At 71.5% G+C, this 16,777-nt stretch carries 13 protein-coding genes; 6 read left to right on the top strand and 7 right to left on the bottom strand.

Features of this window, described 5'->3' with window-relative positions; translation table 11 throughout:
- Positions 1 to 171: 171 nt before the first annotated feature.
- Positions 172 to 3,318, bottom strand: coding sequence for an isoleucine--tRNA ligase (gene ileS, locus ACFVXJ_RS05095; protein ID WP_389658845.1), 3,147 nt, complete (start codon positions 3,316 to 3,318; stop codon positions 172 to 174).
- A gap of 562 nt (positions 3,319 to 3,880) precedes the next feature.
- Between ileS and ACFVXJ_RS05090 the strand changes: the two genes are divergently transcribed.
- The 5 genes from ACFVXJ_RS05090 (at position 3,881) to ACFVXJ_RS05070 (ending at position 8,970) form a co-directional block, all read left to right on the top strand.
- Positions 3,881 to 4,987, top strand: a complete 1,107-nt coding sequence (locus tag ACFVXJ_RS05090) for a TraR/DksA C4-type zinc finger protein (protein WP_389658842.1) — start codon at positions 3,881 to 3,883, stop codon at positions 4,985 to 4,987.
- A gap of 109 nt (positions 4,988 to 5,096) precedes the next feature.
- A complete protein-coding gene (gene lspA / locus ACFVXJ_RS05085; protein WP_389658838.1) occupies positions 5,097 to 5,657 on the top strand; it encodes a signal peptidase II in 561 nt (186 codons plus the stop codon).
- 53 nt (positions 5,658 to 5,710) lie between these two features.
- Positions 5,711 to 6,652 carry an RluA family pseudouridine synthase gene (locus ACFVXJ_RS05080; protein WP_389658835.1) on the top strand — a complete coding sequence of 314 codons (942 nt, stop codon included), beginning with the start codon at positions 5,711 to 5,713 and terminating at the stop codon, positions 6,650 to 6,652.
- A complete protein-coding gene (locus ACFVXJ_RS05075; RefSeq protein WP_389658832.1) occupies positions 6,649 to 7,113 on the top strand; it encodes a GNAT family N-acetyltransferase in 465 nt (154 codons plus the stop codon). The genes ACFVXJ_RS05080 and ACFVXJ_RS05075 overlap by 4 nt, the downstream gene beginning before the upstream one ends.
- A 264-nt stretch (positions 7,114 to 7,377) precedes the next feature.
- Complete coding sequence (locus ACFVXJ_RS05070) at positions 7,378 to 8,970, top strand: Na+/H+ antiporter (protein WP_389658829.1); 1,593 nt, start codon at positions 7,378 to 7,380, stop codon at positions 8,968 to 8,970.
- Here ACFVXJ_RS05070 and ACFVXJ_RS05065 read toward each other — a convergent pair.
- Positions 8,967 to 10,019 carry a mechanosensitive ion channel family protein gene (locus ACFVXJ_RS05065; RefSeq protein WP_389660046.1) on the bottom strand — a complete coding sequence of 351 codons (1,053 nt, stop codon included), beginning with the start codon at positions 10,017 to 10,019 and terminating at the stop codon, positions 8,967 to 8,969. The two genes, ACFVXJ_RS05070 and ACFVXJ_RS05065, sit on opposite strands and share 4 nt — an antisense overlap.
- 55 nt (positions 10,020 to 10,074) lie before the next feature.
- Here ACFVXJ_RS05065 and ACFVXJ_RS05060 point away from each other — a divergent pair, with 55 nt between their 5' ends.
- Positions 10,075 to 10,644, top strand: coding sequence for a dienelactone hydrolase family protein (locus ACFVXJ_RS05060; protein WP_389658826.1), 570 nt, complete (start codon positions 10,075 to 10,077; stop codon positions 10,642 to 10,644).
- 115 nt (positions 10,645 to 10,759) lie between these two features.
- Here ACFVXJ_RS05060 and ACFVXJ_RS05055 read toward each other — a convergent pair whose 3' ends face one another.
- The 5 genes from ACFVXJ_RS05055 to ACFVXJ_RS05035 form a co-directional block, all read right to left on the bottom strand.
- Positions 10,760 to 11,707, bottom strand: coding sequence for a zinc metalloprotease (locus ACFVXJ_RS05055; protein ID WP_389660043.1), 948 nt, complete (start codon positions 11,705 to 11,707; stop codon positions 10,760 to 10,762).
- A gap of 223 nt (positions 11,708 to 11,930) precedes the next feature.
- Positions 11,931 to 13,589, bottom strand: coding sequence for an alkaline phosphatase D family protein (locus ACFVXJ_RS05050; protein WP_389658823.1), 1,659 nt, complete (start codon positions 13,587 to 13,589; stop codon positions 11,931 to 11,933).
- 123 nt (positions 13,590 to 13,712) lie between these two features.
- Positions 13,713 to 14,507: a thioredoxin domain-containing protein gene (locus ACFVXJ_RS05045; RefSeq protein ID WP_389658821.1), complete on the bottom strand. Its 795-nt coding sequence runs from the start codon at positions 14,505 to 14,507 to the stop codon at positions 13,713 to 13,715.
- Between the two features lie 56 nt (positions 14,508 to 14,563).
- Positions 14,564 to 15,256: a hypothetical protein gene (locus ACFVXJ_RS05040; RefSeq protein ID WP_389658818.1), complete on the bottom strand. Its 693-nt coding sequence runs from the start codon at positions 15,254 to 15,256 to the stop codon at positions 14,564 to 14,566.
- A 61-nt stretch (positions 15,257 to 15,317) separates the two neighbouring features.
- Positions 15,318 to 16,643 carry a DUF2252 domain-containing protein gene (locus tag ACFVXJ_RS05035; RefSeq protein WP_389658815.1) on the bottom strand — a complete coding sequence of 442 codons (1,326 nt, stop codon included), beginning with the start codon at positions 16,641 to 16,643 and terminating at the stop codon, positions 15,318 to 15,320.
- Between the last annotated feature and the right edge of the window lie 134 nt (positions 16,644 to 16,777).

Below are 16,777 nucleotides of genomic sequence, written 5' to 3'. Positions count from 1 at the left end.
GTCACGGGCCGGGGAGTTTGAGGCGCGGGCGCGGAGCGTCGTGTAGTGACCTGGAGCCGCGTCAGCGATTGAGGCTCGGGTCCGGACGGCCCGCGCGGCGGCTCCCGGGCGGGATACGGCTGTGGCCCGGACCCCCGCGCGGGGGGACCGGGCCACAGTCGGCCGGAGCGGCTACGCCTTGCGGAGGCGGAACGTCAGGCCGAGGGCCTCGTCCGTGAACTCGGCGCCGTAGGCGCCGTCCGCCGGGCCCTGCGCGAAGTCCGTCGCCAGGACCTCGTCCGCGATCAGCGCCGCGTGGTCCGTCAGGGCCGTCACGACCTCCGCGTCCGACGCGGACCACCGCAGGGCGATCCGGTCCGCCACGTCCAGGCCGGAGTTCTTCCGGGCCTCCTGGATCAGCCGGATCGCGTCCCGGGCGAGGCCCGCCAGCCGCAGCTCCGGGGTGATCTCCAGGTCCAGCGCCACCGTGGCACCCGAGTCGGACGCCACCGACCAGCCCTCACGCGGGGTCTCCGTGATGATGACCTCCTCCGGGGTGAGGGTGACCGGCTCGCCGTTCACCTCCACCGAGGCCTCGCCCGAGCGCAGGGCCAGGGACAGCGCCGCCGCGTCAGCCGCGGCCACCGCCTTCGCGACGTCCTGCACGCCCTTGCCGAAACGCTTGCCCAGCGCGCGGAAGTTGGCCTTCGCCGTGGTGTCCACCAGCGACCCGCCCACCTCCGAGAGGGAGGCCAGCGAGGAGACGTTCAGCTCCTCCGTGATCTGGGCCTGGAGCTCGGGGGACAGGGCGTCGAAACCGACGGCCCCGACCAGCGCCCGCGACAGCGGCTGCCGGGTCTTGACCCCGGACTCCGCACGCGTCGCCCGGCCCAGCTCCACCAGGCGGCGCACCAGTTGCATCTGCTGCGACAGCACCGGGTCCACCGCCGAGGCGTCCGCGACCGGCCACGACGACAGGTGCACCGACTCGGGGGCGTCCGAGGCGACCGGCACGATCATGTCCTGCCAGACCCGCTCCGTGATGAACGGGGTCAGCGGGGCCATCAGCCGGGTCACCGTCTCCACCACGTCGTGCAGCGTGCGCAGCGCCGCCGCGTCGCCCTGCCAGAACCGGCGGCGCGAGCGGCGCACGTACCAGTTGGAGAGGTCGTCCACGAAGGAGGACAGCAGCTTGCCGGCGCGCTGGGTGTCGTAGGACTCCATCGCCTCCGTGACCTCGGCGGTCAGCGTGTGGAGTTCCGACAGCAGCCAGCGGTCCAGCACCGTGCGGTCCGCGGGGGCCGGATCGGCCGCCGAGGGGGCCCAGTTCGCGGTGCGGGCGTACAGGGCCTGGAAGGCGACGGTGTTCCAGTACGTGAGGAGCGTCTTGCGGACGACCTCCTGGATCGTGCCGTGGCCCACGCGGCGCGCCGCCCACGGGGAACCGCCGGCCGCCATGAACCAGCGCACCGCGTCCGCGCCGTGCTGGTCCATGAGCGGGATGGGCTGGAGGATGTTGCCCAGGTGCTTGGACATCTTGCGGCCGTCCTCGGCGAGGATGTGGCCCAGGCAGACCACGTTCTCGTAGGACGACTTGTCGAACACCAGGGTGCCGACCGCCATCAGCGTGTAGAACCACCCGCGGGTCTGGTCGATGGCCTCCGAGATGAACTGCGCCGGGTAGCGCTTCTCGAAGACCTCCTTGTTCTTGTACGGGTAGCCCCACTGCGCGAACGGCATCGAACCCGAGTCGTACCAGGCGTCGATGACCTCGGGGACGCGCACCGCTTCGAGGGAGCAGCCCTCGTGGGTGCAGGTGAAGGTGACGTCGTCGATGTACGGGCGGTGCGGGTCCAGGGCCGACTGGTCCGTGCCCGACAGCTCCGACAGCTCCGCGCGCGAGCCGACGCAGGTGAGGTGGTTCTCCTCGCAGCGCCAGATGGGCAGCGGGGTGCCCCAGTAGCGGTTGCGGGACAGCGCCCAGTCGATGTTGTTCTTCAGCCAGTCCCCGAAGCGGCCCTGCTTGACCGAGTCCGGGAACCAGTTCGTCTTCTCGTTCTCCCGCAGCATCGCGTCCTTGACGGCGGTGGTGCGGATGTACCAGGACGGCTGCGCGTAGTAGAGCAGGGCCGTGTGGCAGCGCCAGCAGTGCGGGTAGCTGTGCTCGTAGGCGATGTGCTTGAAGAGCAGGCCGCGGGCGTCGAGGTCGGCGGTCAGCTTCTCGTCCGCCTTCTTGAAGAAGATGCCGCCGACCAGCGGGACGTCCTCCTCGAAGGTGCCGTCGGGGCGCACCGGGTTCACGACCGGCAGGCCGTACGCGCGGCAGACCGCGAGGTCGTCGGCGCCGAAGGCGGGGGACTGGTGGACCAGGCCGGTTCCGTCCTCGGTGGTGACGTACTCGGCGTTGACCACGTAGTGGGCCGGCTCGGGGAACTCCACCAGCGAGAACGGGCGCTCGTACGTCCAGCGCTCCATCTCCTTGCCCGTGAAGGTCTGGCCGGTGGCCTCCCAGCCCTCGCCGAGCGCCTTCTCCAGCAGCGGCTCGGCGACGACGATCTTCTCCTCGCCGTTGGTGGCGACGACGTAGGTGACCTCGGGGTGGGCGGCGACGGCCGTGTTGGACACCAGGGTCCACGGGGTCGTCGTCCACACCAGCAGGGCCGCCTCGCCGGCGAGGGGGCCGGAGGTCAGCGGGAAGCGCACGTAGACCGAGGGGTCCACGACCGTCTCGTAGCCCTGAGCCAGCTCGTGGTCGGAGAGGCCGGTGCCACAGCGCGGGCACCAGGGGGCGACGCGGTGGTCCTGGGTGAGCAGGCCCTTGTTGAAGATCTCCTTGAGCGACCACCACACGGACTCGACGTACTCGGGGTCCATGGTCCGGTAGGCGTCGTCCAGGTCGACCCAGTAGCCCATCCGGGTCGTGAGCTCGGCGAACGCGTCGGTGTGGCGGGTGACGGAGTCGCGGCACTTGGCGTTGAACTCGGCGATCCCGTACGCCTCGATGTCCTGCTTGCCGTTGAAGCCCAGCTCCTTCTCGACGGCGAGCTCGACGGGCAGGCCGTGGCAGTCCCAGCCGGCCTTGCGTGCGACGTGGTAGCCGCGCATGGTGCGGAAGCGGGGGAAGACGTCCTTGAAGACGCGGGCCTCGATGTGGTGGGCGCCGGGCATGCCGTTCGCGGTGGGCGGGCCCTCGTAGAAGACCCACTCGGGGCGACCCTCGGACTGGGCCAGGGTCTTGTCGAAGGTCTTGTTCTCGCGCCAGAAGTCGAGAACGGCGTGCTCAAGGGCAGGCAGGTCGACCTGGGCGGGTACCGGGCGGTACTGCGGCGGTGTGGTCATGAGGCTGAACTCTTCCTCCGGCGGGATGCGACGTCCGTCCGGAGGGACGAGAGCCGTCTGCTCCCGCGGTACCACCCTCCTTGGCCGCCGGCAGCGCCGGTGGCCCCCTCATTGGGGTGCGAAGCCGGTTCTACTCGCCGTCGTGACGGCTTTCTTCCGGCGGCTCCGGGGTGATCCTTCGCATCGCGCTCGCCCCCGGGCTCTCACCGTCCCCGGGTCGCTCCTGGCTGCGTCCGACGCTACTCGTCCCCATCCATGCCTTTCGCTGGGCCCAGTGTACGGGGCGGGGCGGTGCGCGGCCGACCGGTTTACCGGTCGGGGAGGGGGCGCGGGCGGCCCGGCGGAGGCCCCGGCGGGGCGCCCCGGATGACCCGGATGGGCCGACGCGGCCGGTCGGCGCCCTGTCGGGACGGAGGGGGCGGATTACCGGGCTTCCGGCTGGGCACAACGGATGCAGGTCGACCACGACGGATGCGCGCCCCGTTGCCGCGCGGCCGGAGCCGATTTATCGTTCCGGCACGATTCGCGAGCAATGATCACAGTATGTGAAGGGGCCGCGGCCATGGTGGCGAAGAAGACCGCCGGGACTACCGAGAAGGCTGTCGAAAAGGCTGCCGGGACCCGCGCCGGGACGGACGCCCCGGCCGGGAAGGGAGCCGCCACCAGGAAGGCGTCCGCGACCGCTCCCGCCGCGAAGAAGGCGGCCGTGAAGGCCGTGAAGGCGGTGAAAGCCGCGGCGAAGGACGGCGGGAAGAAGGCGGCCGAGAGAAAGGCGGCCGAGAGAAAGGCGGCCGAGGGAAACACACCGGAGGCGAAGGCACCCGCGAAGAAGGCGCCCGGGAAGAAGTCGGCGGCCGAGAAGGCACCCGTCGAGAAGGCATCCGCCGAGAAGTCATCCGCGACCAAGACACCCGGGAAGAAGGCAGTGGTGGACAAGACGGCTGTGCAGAAGGCGCCCGCGACCACGGCGTCCGCGAGCGGCAAGGCGCCGGCGACCAAGGCGCCCGGCAAGACGGCGCCGGCGAAGAAGGCACCCGCGAAGAAGGCGCCGACGGCGCCCGCGGAGAAGGCGACGGCCGCCGCCAAGAAGACGACGGCGAGGAAGACCGCGGCCAAAACGGCCGGGGCCGAGGGGGCGGCGCAGGCCGCGAAAGAGACTGGAGCCCGCACAGTGGTTGCCAAGAAGAGCACCGGCGCGACGCGCAAGACGGCCGAGGCCGCCACCAGCGGCCTCCCCAAGGCGACTCCCGCCGCCACCGGCCCCGTGGCTCCCGGCCGGCTGCCCGTACGCCCCGGCGAGGAGCCGTGGACGCCCGACGAGGTGGCCGAAGCCAGGTCGGAGCTGACCGGCGAGGTACTGCGGCTGCGCGCCGAGCTGGAGGCGTCCGAGCAGGCGATCTCGGGTCTCATGCGGGACTCGGGCGACGGCGCCGGCGACGATCAGGCCGACACGGGCACCAAGAACATCACCCGGGAGTCCGAGCTGGCCCTCGCCGCCAACGCCACCCTGATGCTGGAGCAGACGGAGCGGGCCTTGGAGCGCCTGGAGGCGGGCACGTACGGCTTCTGCGAGAACTGCGGCAAGCCCATCGGCAAGGCCAGGATGCAGGCGTTCCCGCGGGCCACCTTGTGCGTGGACTGCAAGCAGAAGCAGGAGCGACGGCACTGAACCGGCCCGGGCAGGCGGAGCGGCCCACGGCACCCTGACGTACTCTCGTGTCTCGTCAGGGTCCAGGAACCTGCCGGGAACCTGGTTCGTGCTAGTTCGAGGGACTCACGTGGCAGAGGCGGAGCGCATCATCGGTACGCCGGACGTCGGGGACGGCGCGGAGCCGGAGCCGACCGCGCCCAAGGGGCGCCGGCGGATCGCGGCGCTGCTCGTCGTGGCGGTACTGGCGTACCTGATCGACCTCGGAAGCAAGATGGTCGTCGTCGCCAAGCTGGAACACCGACAGCCCATCGAGGTAGTCGGCGACCTGCTGAAGTTCGAGGCCATCCGCAACCCCGGGGCCGCGTTCGGCTTCGGCGAGGCGTTCACGATCATCTTCACCTGCATCGCGGCCACCGTGATCGTGGTGATCGTCCGGCTGGCCCGAAAGCTCTACAGCCTGCCGTGGGCGATCGCGCTGGGGCTGCTGTTGGGCGGCGCCCTGGGCAACCTGACCGACCGGATCTTCCGGTCGCCGGGGGTCTTCCGCGGGGCCGTCGTCGACTTCATCGCGCCCGCCCACTTCGCGGTGTTCAACCTCGCGGACTCGGCGATCGTGTGCGGCGGCATCCTGATCGTCCTGCTCTCCTTCAAGGGCCTGGACCCGGACGGCACCGTCCACGAGGACTGATCGAGGGACCGATCGCGGGACTGCTCGTCTGCCGAGTCCTGCATACTCGACGGGTGAGTACGATTCCCGAGATCCGCACCCTGCCCGTTCCCGATGGCCTGGAGGGCGAGCGCGTCGACGCCGCCATCGCCCGTATGTTCGGGTTTTCCCGGACGAAGGCGGCCGAGCTCGCGGCCGCGGGGAAGGTGGCGGTCGACGGCAGCGTCGTCGGGAAGTCCGAGCGCGTGCACGGTGGCGCCTGGCTCGAAGTCGAGATGCCCGCGCCGCCGCGGCCGGTCGAACTCGTCGCCGAGCCGGTCCCGGGCATGGAGATCGTCCATGACGACGACGACATCGTGGTCATCATGAAGCCGGTGGGCGTCGCCGCCCACCCGAGCCCCGGCTGGACCGGCACCACCGTCATCGGCGGCCTCGCCGCCGCCGGCTACCGGATCTCCACCTCCGGCGCGTCCGAGCGCCAGGGCGTCGTGCACCGCCTCGACGTCGGCACGTCCGGCCTGATGGCCGTCGCCAAGTCCGAGCGCGCGTACACCTCGCTCAAGAACCAGTTCCGCGAGCGCGTCGTGGACAAGCGCTACCACGCGCTGGTGCAGGGCCACCCGGACCCGATGAGCGGCACCATCGACGCGCCGATCGGCCGGCACCCCAGCGCGGACTACAAGTGGGCCGTGACGCAGGAGGGCAAGCCCTCCGTCACCCACTACGACCTGATCGAGGCGTTCCGCGCGGCCTCGCTGCTGGACATCAAGCTGGAGACCGGTCGTACGCACCAGATCCGCGTGCACATGTCCGCCCACCGCCACCCCTGCGTCGGCGACCTGACCTACGGCGCCGACCCGACCGTCGCCAAGCGGCTCGGGCTGACCCGCCAGTGGCTGCACGCCGTCCGCCTCGGCTTCGAGCACCCCGCCGACGGCCAGTGGGTGGAGTTCGAGAGCGGCTACCCGGCCGACCTCCAGCACGCCCTGGACGTGATCCGGGCCGAGAGCGAGTGACCTCCTTCACCGTTCGCGTGGCGGCCGGCGAGGCGGACCGCGCGGCGTGCTTCGCGGTGCGCCACCAGGTGTTCGTGGTCGAGCAGGCCGTACCGGAGTCGATCGAGTACGACGCCTACGACGCGGGCGCCGTGCACGTGCTGGCCGAGGGGCCCGACGGGAAGCCGCTGGGCACGGGCCGGCTGCTGTACGGGCCGGACGCCCTCGGCAAGACCGGCTCCCCGGAGGTCGGCTCCCTCGGGCGGCTCGCCGTGAGCGCCGCCGCGCGCGGGCTGGGCGTGGGCGCGGCCCTGGTACGGGCCATCGAGGCGGAGGCCGGCCGGCTGGGGCTCACGGCCGTGGACCTGGGCGCGCAGACGCACGCCCTCGGCTTCTACGAGCGCCTGGGCTACGTGGCCTACGGACCGGAGTTCCAGGACGCGGGCATCCCGCACCGCGCCATGCGGCGCCCGCTGCCGTAACGCCGCCCCGCGGTCCGGCCCCGGGGGGTGCGTCATTCAGCCCCGCCGGGGGCAGATTCAGCCCCGCCGCGTTTGAGGCGCGGGGCCGCACTTTCAGCCTCGCCGGCGTTTGAGGCGCGGGTACCCCCACGCGAGGCTGAATTGGCCGGCGGGGCTGAAGGGGCGCGGCGGGGAGCGGCGCGGGGTGGCCCGCGTCCGGCCGACACGGGCGCGGTGGGAGCCCTGCCCCGCAGGCGAGCGGCAGCGTAATGGCAGGGTGGGGGAGTGGATCAGCTCGCTCTGTTTTTCGTACTGCTGCTCGGCGCCGTGGTCACCGTGCCGCTCGGGGACCGGCTGAAGCTGCCCGCCCCCGTGCTGATGACCATCGGCGGGGTGGTGCTGGCGCTCGTGCCCTTCGTGCCGAACGTCGACTTCCCGCCCGAGTACATCCTGCCGCTGGTGCTGCCGCCGCTGCTCTACGCCTCCGCGCAGCGCACCTCCTGGCGCCAGTTCGCCGCCAACGTCCGGCCGATCCTGCTGCTGGCCGTGGCCCTGGTCTTCGTGACCACGGCGGCCGTCGCCGCCGTCGCGAACGCCGTGGTGCCCGGGCTGCCGCTGGCGGCGGCGGTGGCGCTCGGTGCGCTCGTGGCGCCGCCCGACCCGGTCGCGGCCACCGCCGTCGCCGGGCAGTTGGGACTGCCGCGCCGGCTGGTGTCGATCCTGGAGGGCGAGGGACTGTTCAACGACGTCACCGCGATCGTGCTCTACCACGTGGCCGTCGGCGCCGCCGTCAGCGGCAGCTTCTCCTGGCCGGACGCCCTCGGGGAGTTCGTGCTGTCCGCCGTGGTCGCCCTGGCGGTGGGGTTGGCCCTCGGTTGGCTCACGAACCGGCTCATGGGGCGGCTCGGCGACGCCACGCTACAGATCGGGCTGACGCTCCTGGTGCCGTTCGTCGCGTACGTGGTGGCGGAGGAACTCCGGGGCTCGGGCGTACTGGCCGTGCTGACGACGGCCCTGTTCCTCGCCGAGTACGCGACCGACGCCGACGACGTGCTGGGGCGGCTGGCGGGACACACCTTCTGGGAGATCGTCGACACCCTGGTCACCGGGGTCGCGTTCGGGCTGATCGGACTGGAGCTGCACCACGTCTTCGGTACCGCGCGGGGCCGCGAGGAGCAGATGGCGGGCTGGGCGGCGGCCGTCGTGGCGGTGGTCGTCGGGGTACGGCTGCTGTGGTTGCTGCCGGCGGGCTGGCTGGCGAAGCGGCTGCACAAGCGGCGCGACTACGCCGAGGAGATCCCGGTGAGCTGGCGGGAGAGCACGGTCATGTGGTGGGCCGGGATGCGCGGCGTGGCCTCGGTGGCGCTGGCGTTGGCCATCCCGCTGAAGACCGATGCCGGGGAGCCCTTCCCGGGCCGGGACCAGATCATCTTCATCGCCTTCGCCGTGATCATGGTGACGCTGCTCTGCCAGGGGCTGACCCTGCCCTGGCTCGTGCGCCGGCTGGGGGTCGAGGCCGACGAGGACGCGGAGCGCGAGACGGAGCGGCGGCTCGCCGTCCGCGCCGCCAAGGCCGCCAAGCGCCGGCTACAGGAGATCGAGGGGGCCGAGGACCTCCCCGACGACCTGCTGGAGGTCCTGTACCGCCGGGCCTACGACGTGGGGGCCAGGATCAGCCCCGACATGGTGGACGAGGAACGGCGCGAGGCGTACGCGAAGCGGGTGGAGCGCATCCGCGACGTCCAACGCATCCAACGGGAGATGATGTCGGCCGCCCGGCACGAGGTGCTGGCCGCGCGCAGCGAACCCGGCGCCGATCCGGAGATCGTCGACCGGGTCCTGCGCCACCTGGACGTCCGTAGCCTGCGCAACCCTTAGGAGGCGTCGTAGGAGGGCTCGCGGACCGCCCCTGCGGTCGTCACGCGGGGGAGGGCGTACGGGTGGTGGGCCACCAGCCAGGCGATGAGGCGTTCGCGGACCGCGCAGCGGACGGTCCACAGGTCGTCGGCGTCCTTCGCCGTGACCATCGCCCGCACCTCGATGGTGCTCGGTGTGGTGTCGGTCACCACCAGGGCGCTCGCCCGGCCGTCCCACTCCGGGGTGTCCTTGAGGACGTACAGGAGCTGCTCGCGCATCAGGTCGATCGGAGCCGAGTGGTCCAGGTGCAGGAAGACCGTGCCCGTCATCTGGGGGCCGCCGCGGGACCAGTTCTCGTACGGCTTGCCGGTGAAGTAGGAGACCGGCATCGTGATGCGGCGTTCGTCCCAGGTGCGGACGGTCAGGAAGGTGAGGGTGATCTCCTCGACCGTGCCCCACTCCTTGTCCACCACCACGGTGTCCCCGATCCGGACGGTGTCGCCGAAGGCGATCTGCAGGCCGGCGAAGAGGTTGCCCAGCGAGGACTGCGCGGCGATGCCCGCCACGATGCCCAGCACCCCGGCCGAGGCCAGCATCGACGTGCCGACCGTACGCATCGCCGGGAACGTCAGCAGCATGGCCGCGACGGCGACCACGGAGACCACCGCCGTCACCACCCGTTGGATCAGCGTCACCTGGGTGCGGACCCGGCGGACCCGGGCGGCGTCGCGGGAACCGGAGGCGTAGCGCGCGTAGCCGGAGTCGACTATCGCCGTGGCGATGCGGACCAGGAGCCAGGCGGTGGAGGCGATGAGGATCAGCGTCAGGGTGCGGCCGACGCCGTCCGCGTGCCGCGGCAGGATGCGCGACGAGCGGTAGGAGCCTCTGAGCAGCGCGGCGCACAGGACGATCTGGAACGGGACCCGGCACCGGCGCAGCAGGTCCCACAGGGGCGTTTCGTGGTGTCGGGCATCGGCCCGGCGCAGCAGCACGTCGAGCACCCACCCGGCGAGCAGGGTGATGACCAGCGAGCCGCCGATGACGGCGACGGGGCGAAGGACGTTCTCCATCTCCATGCGGGCCACCTAACCCGATCCCGGTTTCGGAAACTGGCACGATGGGGGAATGAACATCCTGCTCTTCCATTCGACGTACGGGCTGCGGCCCGCGGTGCACGCGGCGGCCGACCGGCTGCGCGCGGCGGGACACACGGTCCGGGTCCCCGACCTCTTCGAGGGCCGTACGTTCGCGACGGTCGAGGAGGGCATGGCCCACCGGGACGGGATCGGCCGCGACGAGCTGCTCAAGCGGGCCGTCCTGGCCGCCGCGCCCTACTCCGACCAGGGCCTGGTCTACGCCGGCTTCTCCTTCGGTGCCTCCGTGGCCCAGCACCTGGCGCTGCACGACGAGAAGGCGCGCGGGCTGCTGCTCCTGCACGGCACCTCGGACCTGGAGGACGGCGCCTCGGTCGACGGGTTGCCGGTGCAGTTGCACGTGGCCGATCCGGACCCGTTCGAACCGCACGACTGGTTGACGGCCTGGTACCTGCGGATGCGGCGGGCCGGGGCGGACGTGGAGGTCCACGGCTACCAGGGCGCCGGGCACCTGTTCACCGACCCCGAGCTCGACGACTACGACGCGGAGGCCGCCGAGCAGACGTGGAAGGTCGCGCTGGCGTTCCTCGACACCCTTTAGCCGCGCGGTACGCGGGCAGGGGCCCGGTCCGGCTTCCGCCGGGCCGGGCCCCTGTTCACGTGGTCGCCGTCCGCCGCCGCCGCGGCGGGCGCCGATCAGCCACGGGAGGTGCCGATCAGGCGCGGTAGGCGGTCCACATGCTCTGCATGCGCGACACCTGGCCGGCCGTGAACTGGTACATGCAGGAGTCGTACGTGTAGTCCATGAAGTTGTGGATCGGGTCGACACCGGTCTTGTTGGTGCAGCTGTCGCGGCCCGTCGGGCACTCGAACGCGGCGCTCTGTTCGGCCGGGGTGTCGGCGACGGAGTCGCCGCTGCCCGAGCAGCCGCCCTGGAAGGTGTGGTACAGACCCATCCAGTGGCCGACCTCGTGGGTCGCGGTGTCACCCTCGTTGTAGTTGGTCGAGGACCCGCCCGGGAGCGAGCTGTTGAGGATGACCACGCCGTCCATCTTCGGCTGCGAGGCGTAGGAGCTGGGGAAGGTCGCCCAGCCGAGCAGTCCGCCGCCGAGGTTGGCGGTGTAGAGGTTGAGCGCGTTCTTGCCGCCCTTGCGCAGGGCGTTCTTCATGTCCTTCTCGGCCTGGGTGCCGTCGGAGACGTTGTACCAGGCGGCGTTGTCCGTGTAGTCCGTGCCGGCCAGGCTGAACTGGTAGCCGGAGTCCACGTTGCCGGTGCCCTTGCCGCTGTAGGCGGAGTTCAGCACCGAGATCTGGTTGTTGATGTCGGTGGCCGTCAGCTTGCCGGCGGTGCCGGAGGTGATGACGTGCACGTACACCGGGATGGTGGTCGCGGCGGCGGCGCCCGTGCGCAGGCCGTTCAGCTGCTGGGGACCGAGCTGTGACAGCTTCTTGTTGAGGTCGGCGTCCATGGCCTTGACCTGGGCGTCCGTGATCTCGTTCGGGTCGGCCGCATGGTGGTTCTTGGGGCGGGCGACGCGGGCGTTGGCCGGGGCGGCGGCGGACTGGCCGGGGGTACAGGTCTCGCCGGACTTGGCGACGGCGACGGTCGTGGGGGCCGTCAGCGGGGCGAAGGCCAGGGTGCCGGCCAGGACGGCCGTACCCATGAGGCGGCGGCGGAGCAGGGGGGATATGCGGGCGTTGGCGCGCACGTTGACTCCTCGCGAAGCGTGGTGGGGGGTGAGGTACGTCCTCACGCTGACGCGCAGCTTACGTGTGCATGTCATCAGAATGGCAAGATCTCGTAGGTTAAAGATTTGTTGCCGATGACGCCGAAAAGGCGCCTGGTATGAACCAAGCGCCTCCCTCGACAGCAAATTTGACGCTACGTCAACGAACCGGGTGGTCGGCCCGTTCCACCTTCTGCGTGCCGCTCAGGGTGCGGTACGACCGCTCCCACGCCGATGTGGCGTCCGGGCGCCGCTTGTCGGAAACGATGTAGTAGTCCATCTGCGTGCGCTCGGCCGTCACGTCCAGGACGCCGTACCCGTGGGCGTCCATGTCCAGCCACTTGACGTGCCAGTTCGCGGCCTTGATGGCCGATTCGGCGACCAGCGAGGCGGTGTCGGCCGGCACGTGCAGCAGGTCGTCGATGTTGTCGGAAGTCACCGAGGTCACCACGAACTCCGTCGCCGCCGAGCCCGAGGCCGGATACGTCGCCTTGTTCACCGGGACGTCGTTCGCCCACGCCATGTGGATGTCCCCGGTCAGGAACACCGTGTTCTCGATGCCCTGGTCCTTCAAGTGGGACAGGAGTTCCCTGCGATCGTCGGTGTAGCCGTCCCACTGATCCACATTGACCGCTATGCCGCCCTCGGGCAGCCCGAGCAGTTTGGTGAGCGGCTGCAGCAGGTGCGCCGGCAGCGAGCCGAAGGCCACCGGCGAGATCATCACGGAGGTGCCGACGAGCTGCCAGGTGGCGCGCGAGGCCGACAGCCCCGACTTGAGCCAGTCCAACTGCGCGCGCCCGGTGATGGTGCGCTCGGGGTCGTCCACCGAACCGCTGCCCACCTTGGCCTGCTGCGAGCGGAAGGTGCGCAGGTCCAGCAGGTGCAGATCCGCCAGCGTGCCGAACCGCAGCCGCCGGTAGACGGTGCCGGCGATGGAGGGGCGTACGGGCATCCACTCGAAGTACGCCTGCTTGGCGGCGGCGGCGCGGGCCGTCCAGTCGCCCTCGGCGCCCGGGGTGTGGTTCTGCGCGCCGCCCGACCAGGAGTCGTTGGCGAACTCGTGGTCGTCCCAGATCGCGATGATCGCGTGCGCGGCGTGCAGCGCCTGGAGGTCGGCGTCCGTCTTGTAGTTGCCGTGCCGGGTGCGGTAGTCGGCGAGGTCGAGGATCTCGTGCTTCGGCTCGTGCGGGCGTACGACGTACTTGGCCTCCGGGTAGCCGCCGCTCTCGTACTCGTAGATGTAGTCGCCGAGGTGCAGGACCGCGTCCAGGTCGGCCCGGGCGGCCAGGTGGCGGTAGGCGGAGAAGTAGCCCGCCTCCCAGTTGGCGCAGGAGACCACGCCGAAGCGCACGCCCGCCGTGCTCGTGTCGGCGGCCGGGGCGGTCAGGGTGCGGCCCACCGGGGAGACGGTGGCGCCGGCGGTGAACCGGTACCAGTACGCGGTCTTGGGTCGCAGGCCGCGCACGTCCGCCTTGACGGTGTGGTCGGCGGCGGCCGTCGCGGTGACGGACCCGCTCGCGACGACGCGGGAGAAGGACGCGTCCTCCGCGACCTCCCAGCCGACCCGGGTGTCCGGGCCGAGCCCCGAACCGGGCACCGCGTCGGCGGTCGGGGTGACGCGGGTCCACAGCAGGATTCCGTCGGGCAGCGGGTCGCCGGAGGCGACGCCGTGCAGGAAGGCGGGGGCGGATTCCGCCGCGCGGGCGGCGCCGGCGCCCAGGGTCGCGATCGGCGCCAGCGCGGCCGTGGCGGCGGCGGCCAGCACGACCGTACGGCGGCGCGGATGCGCCGGGGCGGCAGGAGAGAGATGACTGGTCACGGACGATCATATTACTGACCGGTATGGCTTCGGGGATACCCTCGGTAAGGCAACGGGCGGGCGAACTCCAGGAGTTCGCCCGCCCGTTGTCTTGCGCCGCGACGTGGTGCGGCCCTCCGCGGATCAGCCCGCGAGCGCCTTGTCGATCGCCGCGGTGTACGCCTCGGGCGTCGCCGGGGTGTCGATCTTCTTGCCGTCCATCTTGAGCGTCGGGGTGGCCGTCACGCCGGACTTGTTGAACGCCTTGGCCATGTCCATCGCCCACCGGTCGTAGGTACCGTCCTCGACGGCCTTCTTGAACGCGGCGTTGCCCTTGAGAGCCGGAACCGTGTCCGCGACCTTGATCAGGTAGTCGTCCTTGGCGAAGCTGTCGACGGTCTCGTCGGGGTGCAGCTCCTTGGAGTACAGCGCGGCCTTGTAGTCGAGGAACGCCTCCGGGCTGACGTCCAGCGCCGCGCCCAGCGCGCTCAGCGCGTTCTTCGACCCCTCGCCCTTGGCACCGTTGTCGATGAAGGTGGCGCCGAAGTAGTGGAGCTTGTACTTGCCCGCGTCGACGTCCTTGCGCACCTGCGCGCCGACCGACTGCTCGAAGGCCGCGCACGCCGGGCAGCGCGGGTCCTCGTAGAGCTCCAGGGTCTTCTTCGCGTCCGCCTTGCCGACGACGACCGTCAGGCCGTCGTCGCCGGTGGTGTTCTTGGGCTTGACCAGCTCCGCCGTGGCGGCCTTCTCCCAGTGGGAGGGCTTGGTGTTCTGCACGACCAGGTAGCCGACGCCGCCCGCGACCGCGAGGGCCGCGACGACGGCGCCGGCCACGAACAGCTGGCGGCGCGCCTTGGCCTTCTTGGCCTGCTTCTCGCGTTCGATGCGCAGCCGCTCGCGGGCCGCCGCCTTGTTCGCGTGGCTGTTGCGTGCACTCATGTCGATCTCCGTGGGGTCTTCCGTGATGCGAAAGGGTTGGGGGTCTGCCGTACCGTTCAGGCGCTCGCGAGCGCCCCACGCCGTACGGGAGGTCCCCTCCGTCCCACGGAATGCGCGGGGAACCGGGTACGGGCGCCCGCGCCCCCGGGCGCCGGCCGCACCGCCCGCCGCACCGGCCCGGCGGCCGCCACCACCGCGGCCACCGCCAGCAACAGCGGCCGGAAGGCGAGGACGCCCACGGCCCGGAGCAACCGGCCCAGCGCGCGCTCCCCGTACCGCAGCCACACGGCGGCCAGCAGGCCGGCCGACACGTGGGCGCCCAGCAGCAGCCAGGGCGTCCACGGTCCGGGCGTCGCGAGGAGCGCGGCCGGGTCGGGGGCCGGTCCCGCCACCCCGGTCAGCGGCCCGCCCACCGGGGCTCCGCCACAGAGCCCGTCCAGGCCCAGCGCGTGCAACGGCCCGGCCACCGGACCGCCCGCCGGGCCGTAACAGAAGTGCTGACCGGCGGTGAAGGCGGTGTCGGCGGCCAGCTCCAGCGGCACCAGCAGCCCGGCGATCGCGCCGAAGCCCCGCTCCCGGCCGGCCACCGCGAAGGCGAGCGCGAACACCGCGGCGAAAGCCCCGCCCACCAGCGCGGGCGGCAGCGGCACCCGGGACAGCAGGACGTGCGAGCCGGTCGAGAGCAGCACGACGAGCGCGCTGAACAGCGCGGCCCGCAGCCCTCGAAGCCCTGCACCGGATATGTCCATCCCGGCGAGTCTGCCACGACTCCCTGTGAATCAGGGCCCGCGGGCCGCGCCGGCCCGGGGGCTACGGCGTGAGCCGGCCGTTGCGGAACAGGTCGACGAAGATCTGGTGGTCGGCGCGCGCCCGGGCCCCGTAGGCGTGGGCGAAGTCGACGAGCAGCTCGCCGAAACCCTCCTCGTCGGCGGCGATGGCCGCGTCGATGGCCCGCTCGGTGGAGAAGGGCACGAGGGAGTGGCCGCTCTCCGCCTCGTCCGCCGAGGCGTGCATGGTCGCCGTCGCCCGTCCCAGGTCCGCGACCACGGCCGCGATCTCCTCCGGGTCGTCCAGATCCGACCAGTCCAGGTCCACCGCGTACGGGGAGACCTCCGCCACCAGCTGCCCGGCCCCGTCCAGCTCCGTCCAGCCCAGCCACGGGTCGGCGTGCGCCTGGAGGGCCCGCTGGGAGATCACCGTGCGGTGCCCCTCGTGCAGGAAGTACTCCCGCACCGCCCGCTCGGTGATGTGCCGGGACACCGCCGGCGTCTGCGCCTGCTTGAGGTAGATCACGACGTCGTTCTCCAGGGCGTCGCTGTGCCCCTCCAGCAGGATGTTGTACGAGGGCAGCCCGGCCGAGCCGATGCCGACGCCCCGCCGCCCCACCACGTCCTTGACCCGGTACGAATCCGGCCGCACGAGGGACTCCTCCGGCAGGGTCTCCAGGTACCCGTCGAAGGCGGCCAGCACCTTGTAACGGGTGGCCGCGTCCAGCTCCAGCGTGCCGGGACCGGCCGTGAAGCGACGCTCGTAGTCCCGGATCTCGGTCATCGACGCCAGCAGCTCGAACCGGGTCCGCGCCCGGGCCGCGCGCAGCGCCCCGAGCAGCGGGCCCTCGGCGGTGTCCAGGGTGAAGGAGGGGACCTCCTCGTGCTTGGCGCCCGTCGCCAGCCGGTGGATCCGCTCCCGGTAGGCGGCCGCGTAGGTCCGCACCAGATCGCTGATCTGACCGTCGCTGAGCGCCTTGGTGTAGCCGAGCAGGGCGACGGAGGCCGCGAACCGCTTGAGGTCCCAGGTGAAGGGGCCGACGTACGCCTCGTCGAAGTCGTTGATGTTGAAGATCAGCCGGCCGTTGGAGTCCATGTACGTGCCGAAGTTCTCGGCGTGCAGATCGCCGTGGATCCACACCCGGCCCGTCCGCTCGTCCAGGTACGGGCCGCCGTGCCGGTCCCGCTCCAGATCGGCGTAGAACAGGCAGGCCGTACCGCGGTAGAAGGCGAAGGCGGAGGCCGCCATCTTCCGGAATTTCACCTGGAAGGCAGCGGGGTCGGCGGCGAGCAGCTCACCGAAAGCGGTGTCGAACACGTCGAGTATCTGCTCGGCGCGCTGCTCGTTCGTCGTCTCGGGGACCGCCATGGCGGGTTCCTCCTGGTGGCGCGTGTGCCAATCGGTTTTCGGACAGGTGCTCCTGGCCGGTGCAACGCCTGACCGTACCGGTGAGTGCCCCGGATGTGTCACCGGCCCGACGTAGGATTCGAAGTCGCCCCCCA

The sequence above is a fragment of the Streptomyces sp. NPDC058279 genome, from assembly GCF_042881255.1.
Classification (GTDB): Bacteria; Actinomycetota; Actinomycetes; order Streptomycetales; family Streptomycetaceae; genus Streptomyces.
This window is presented reverse-complemented; position numbering and strand designations above follow the sequence as displayed.

Bases quoted from the DNA above. Each gene is read 5' to 3' on its own strand.
- ileS (WP_389658845.1), bottom strand. From the start codon at position 3,318: ATGACCACACCGCCGCAGTACCGCCCGGTACCCGCCCAGGTCGACCTG.
- ACFVXJ_RS05090 (WP_389658842.1), top strand. From the start codon at position 3,881: ATGGTGGCGAAGAAGACCGCCGGGACTACCGAGAAGGCTGTCGAAAAG.
- ACFVXJ_RS05065 (WP_389660046.1), bottom strand. From the start codon at position 10,019: ATGGAGAACGTCCTTCGCCCCGTCGCCGTCATCGGCGGCTCGCTGGTC.
- ACFVXJ_RS05060 (WP_389658826.1), top strand. From the start codon at position 10,075: ATGAACATCCTGCTCTTCCATTCGACGTACGGGCTGCGGCCCGCGGTG.
- ACFVXJ_RS05055 (WP_389660043.1), bottom strand. From the start codon at position 11,707: ATGGGTACGGCCGTCCTGGCCGGCACCCTGGCCTTCGCCCCGCTGACG.
- ACFVXJ_RS05045 (WP_389658821.1), bottom strand. From the start codon at position 14,507: ATGAGTGCACGCAACAGCCACGCGAACAAGGCGGCGGCCCGCGAGCGG.
- ACFVXJ_RS05040 (WP_389658818.1), bottom strand. From the start codon at position 15,256: ATGGACATATCCGGTGCAGGGCTTCGAGGGCTGCGGGCCGCGCTGTTC.
- ACFVXJ_RS05035 (WP_389658815.1), bottom strand. From the start codon at position 16,643: ATGGCGGTCCCCGAGACGACGAACGAGCAGCGCGCCGAGCAGATACTC.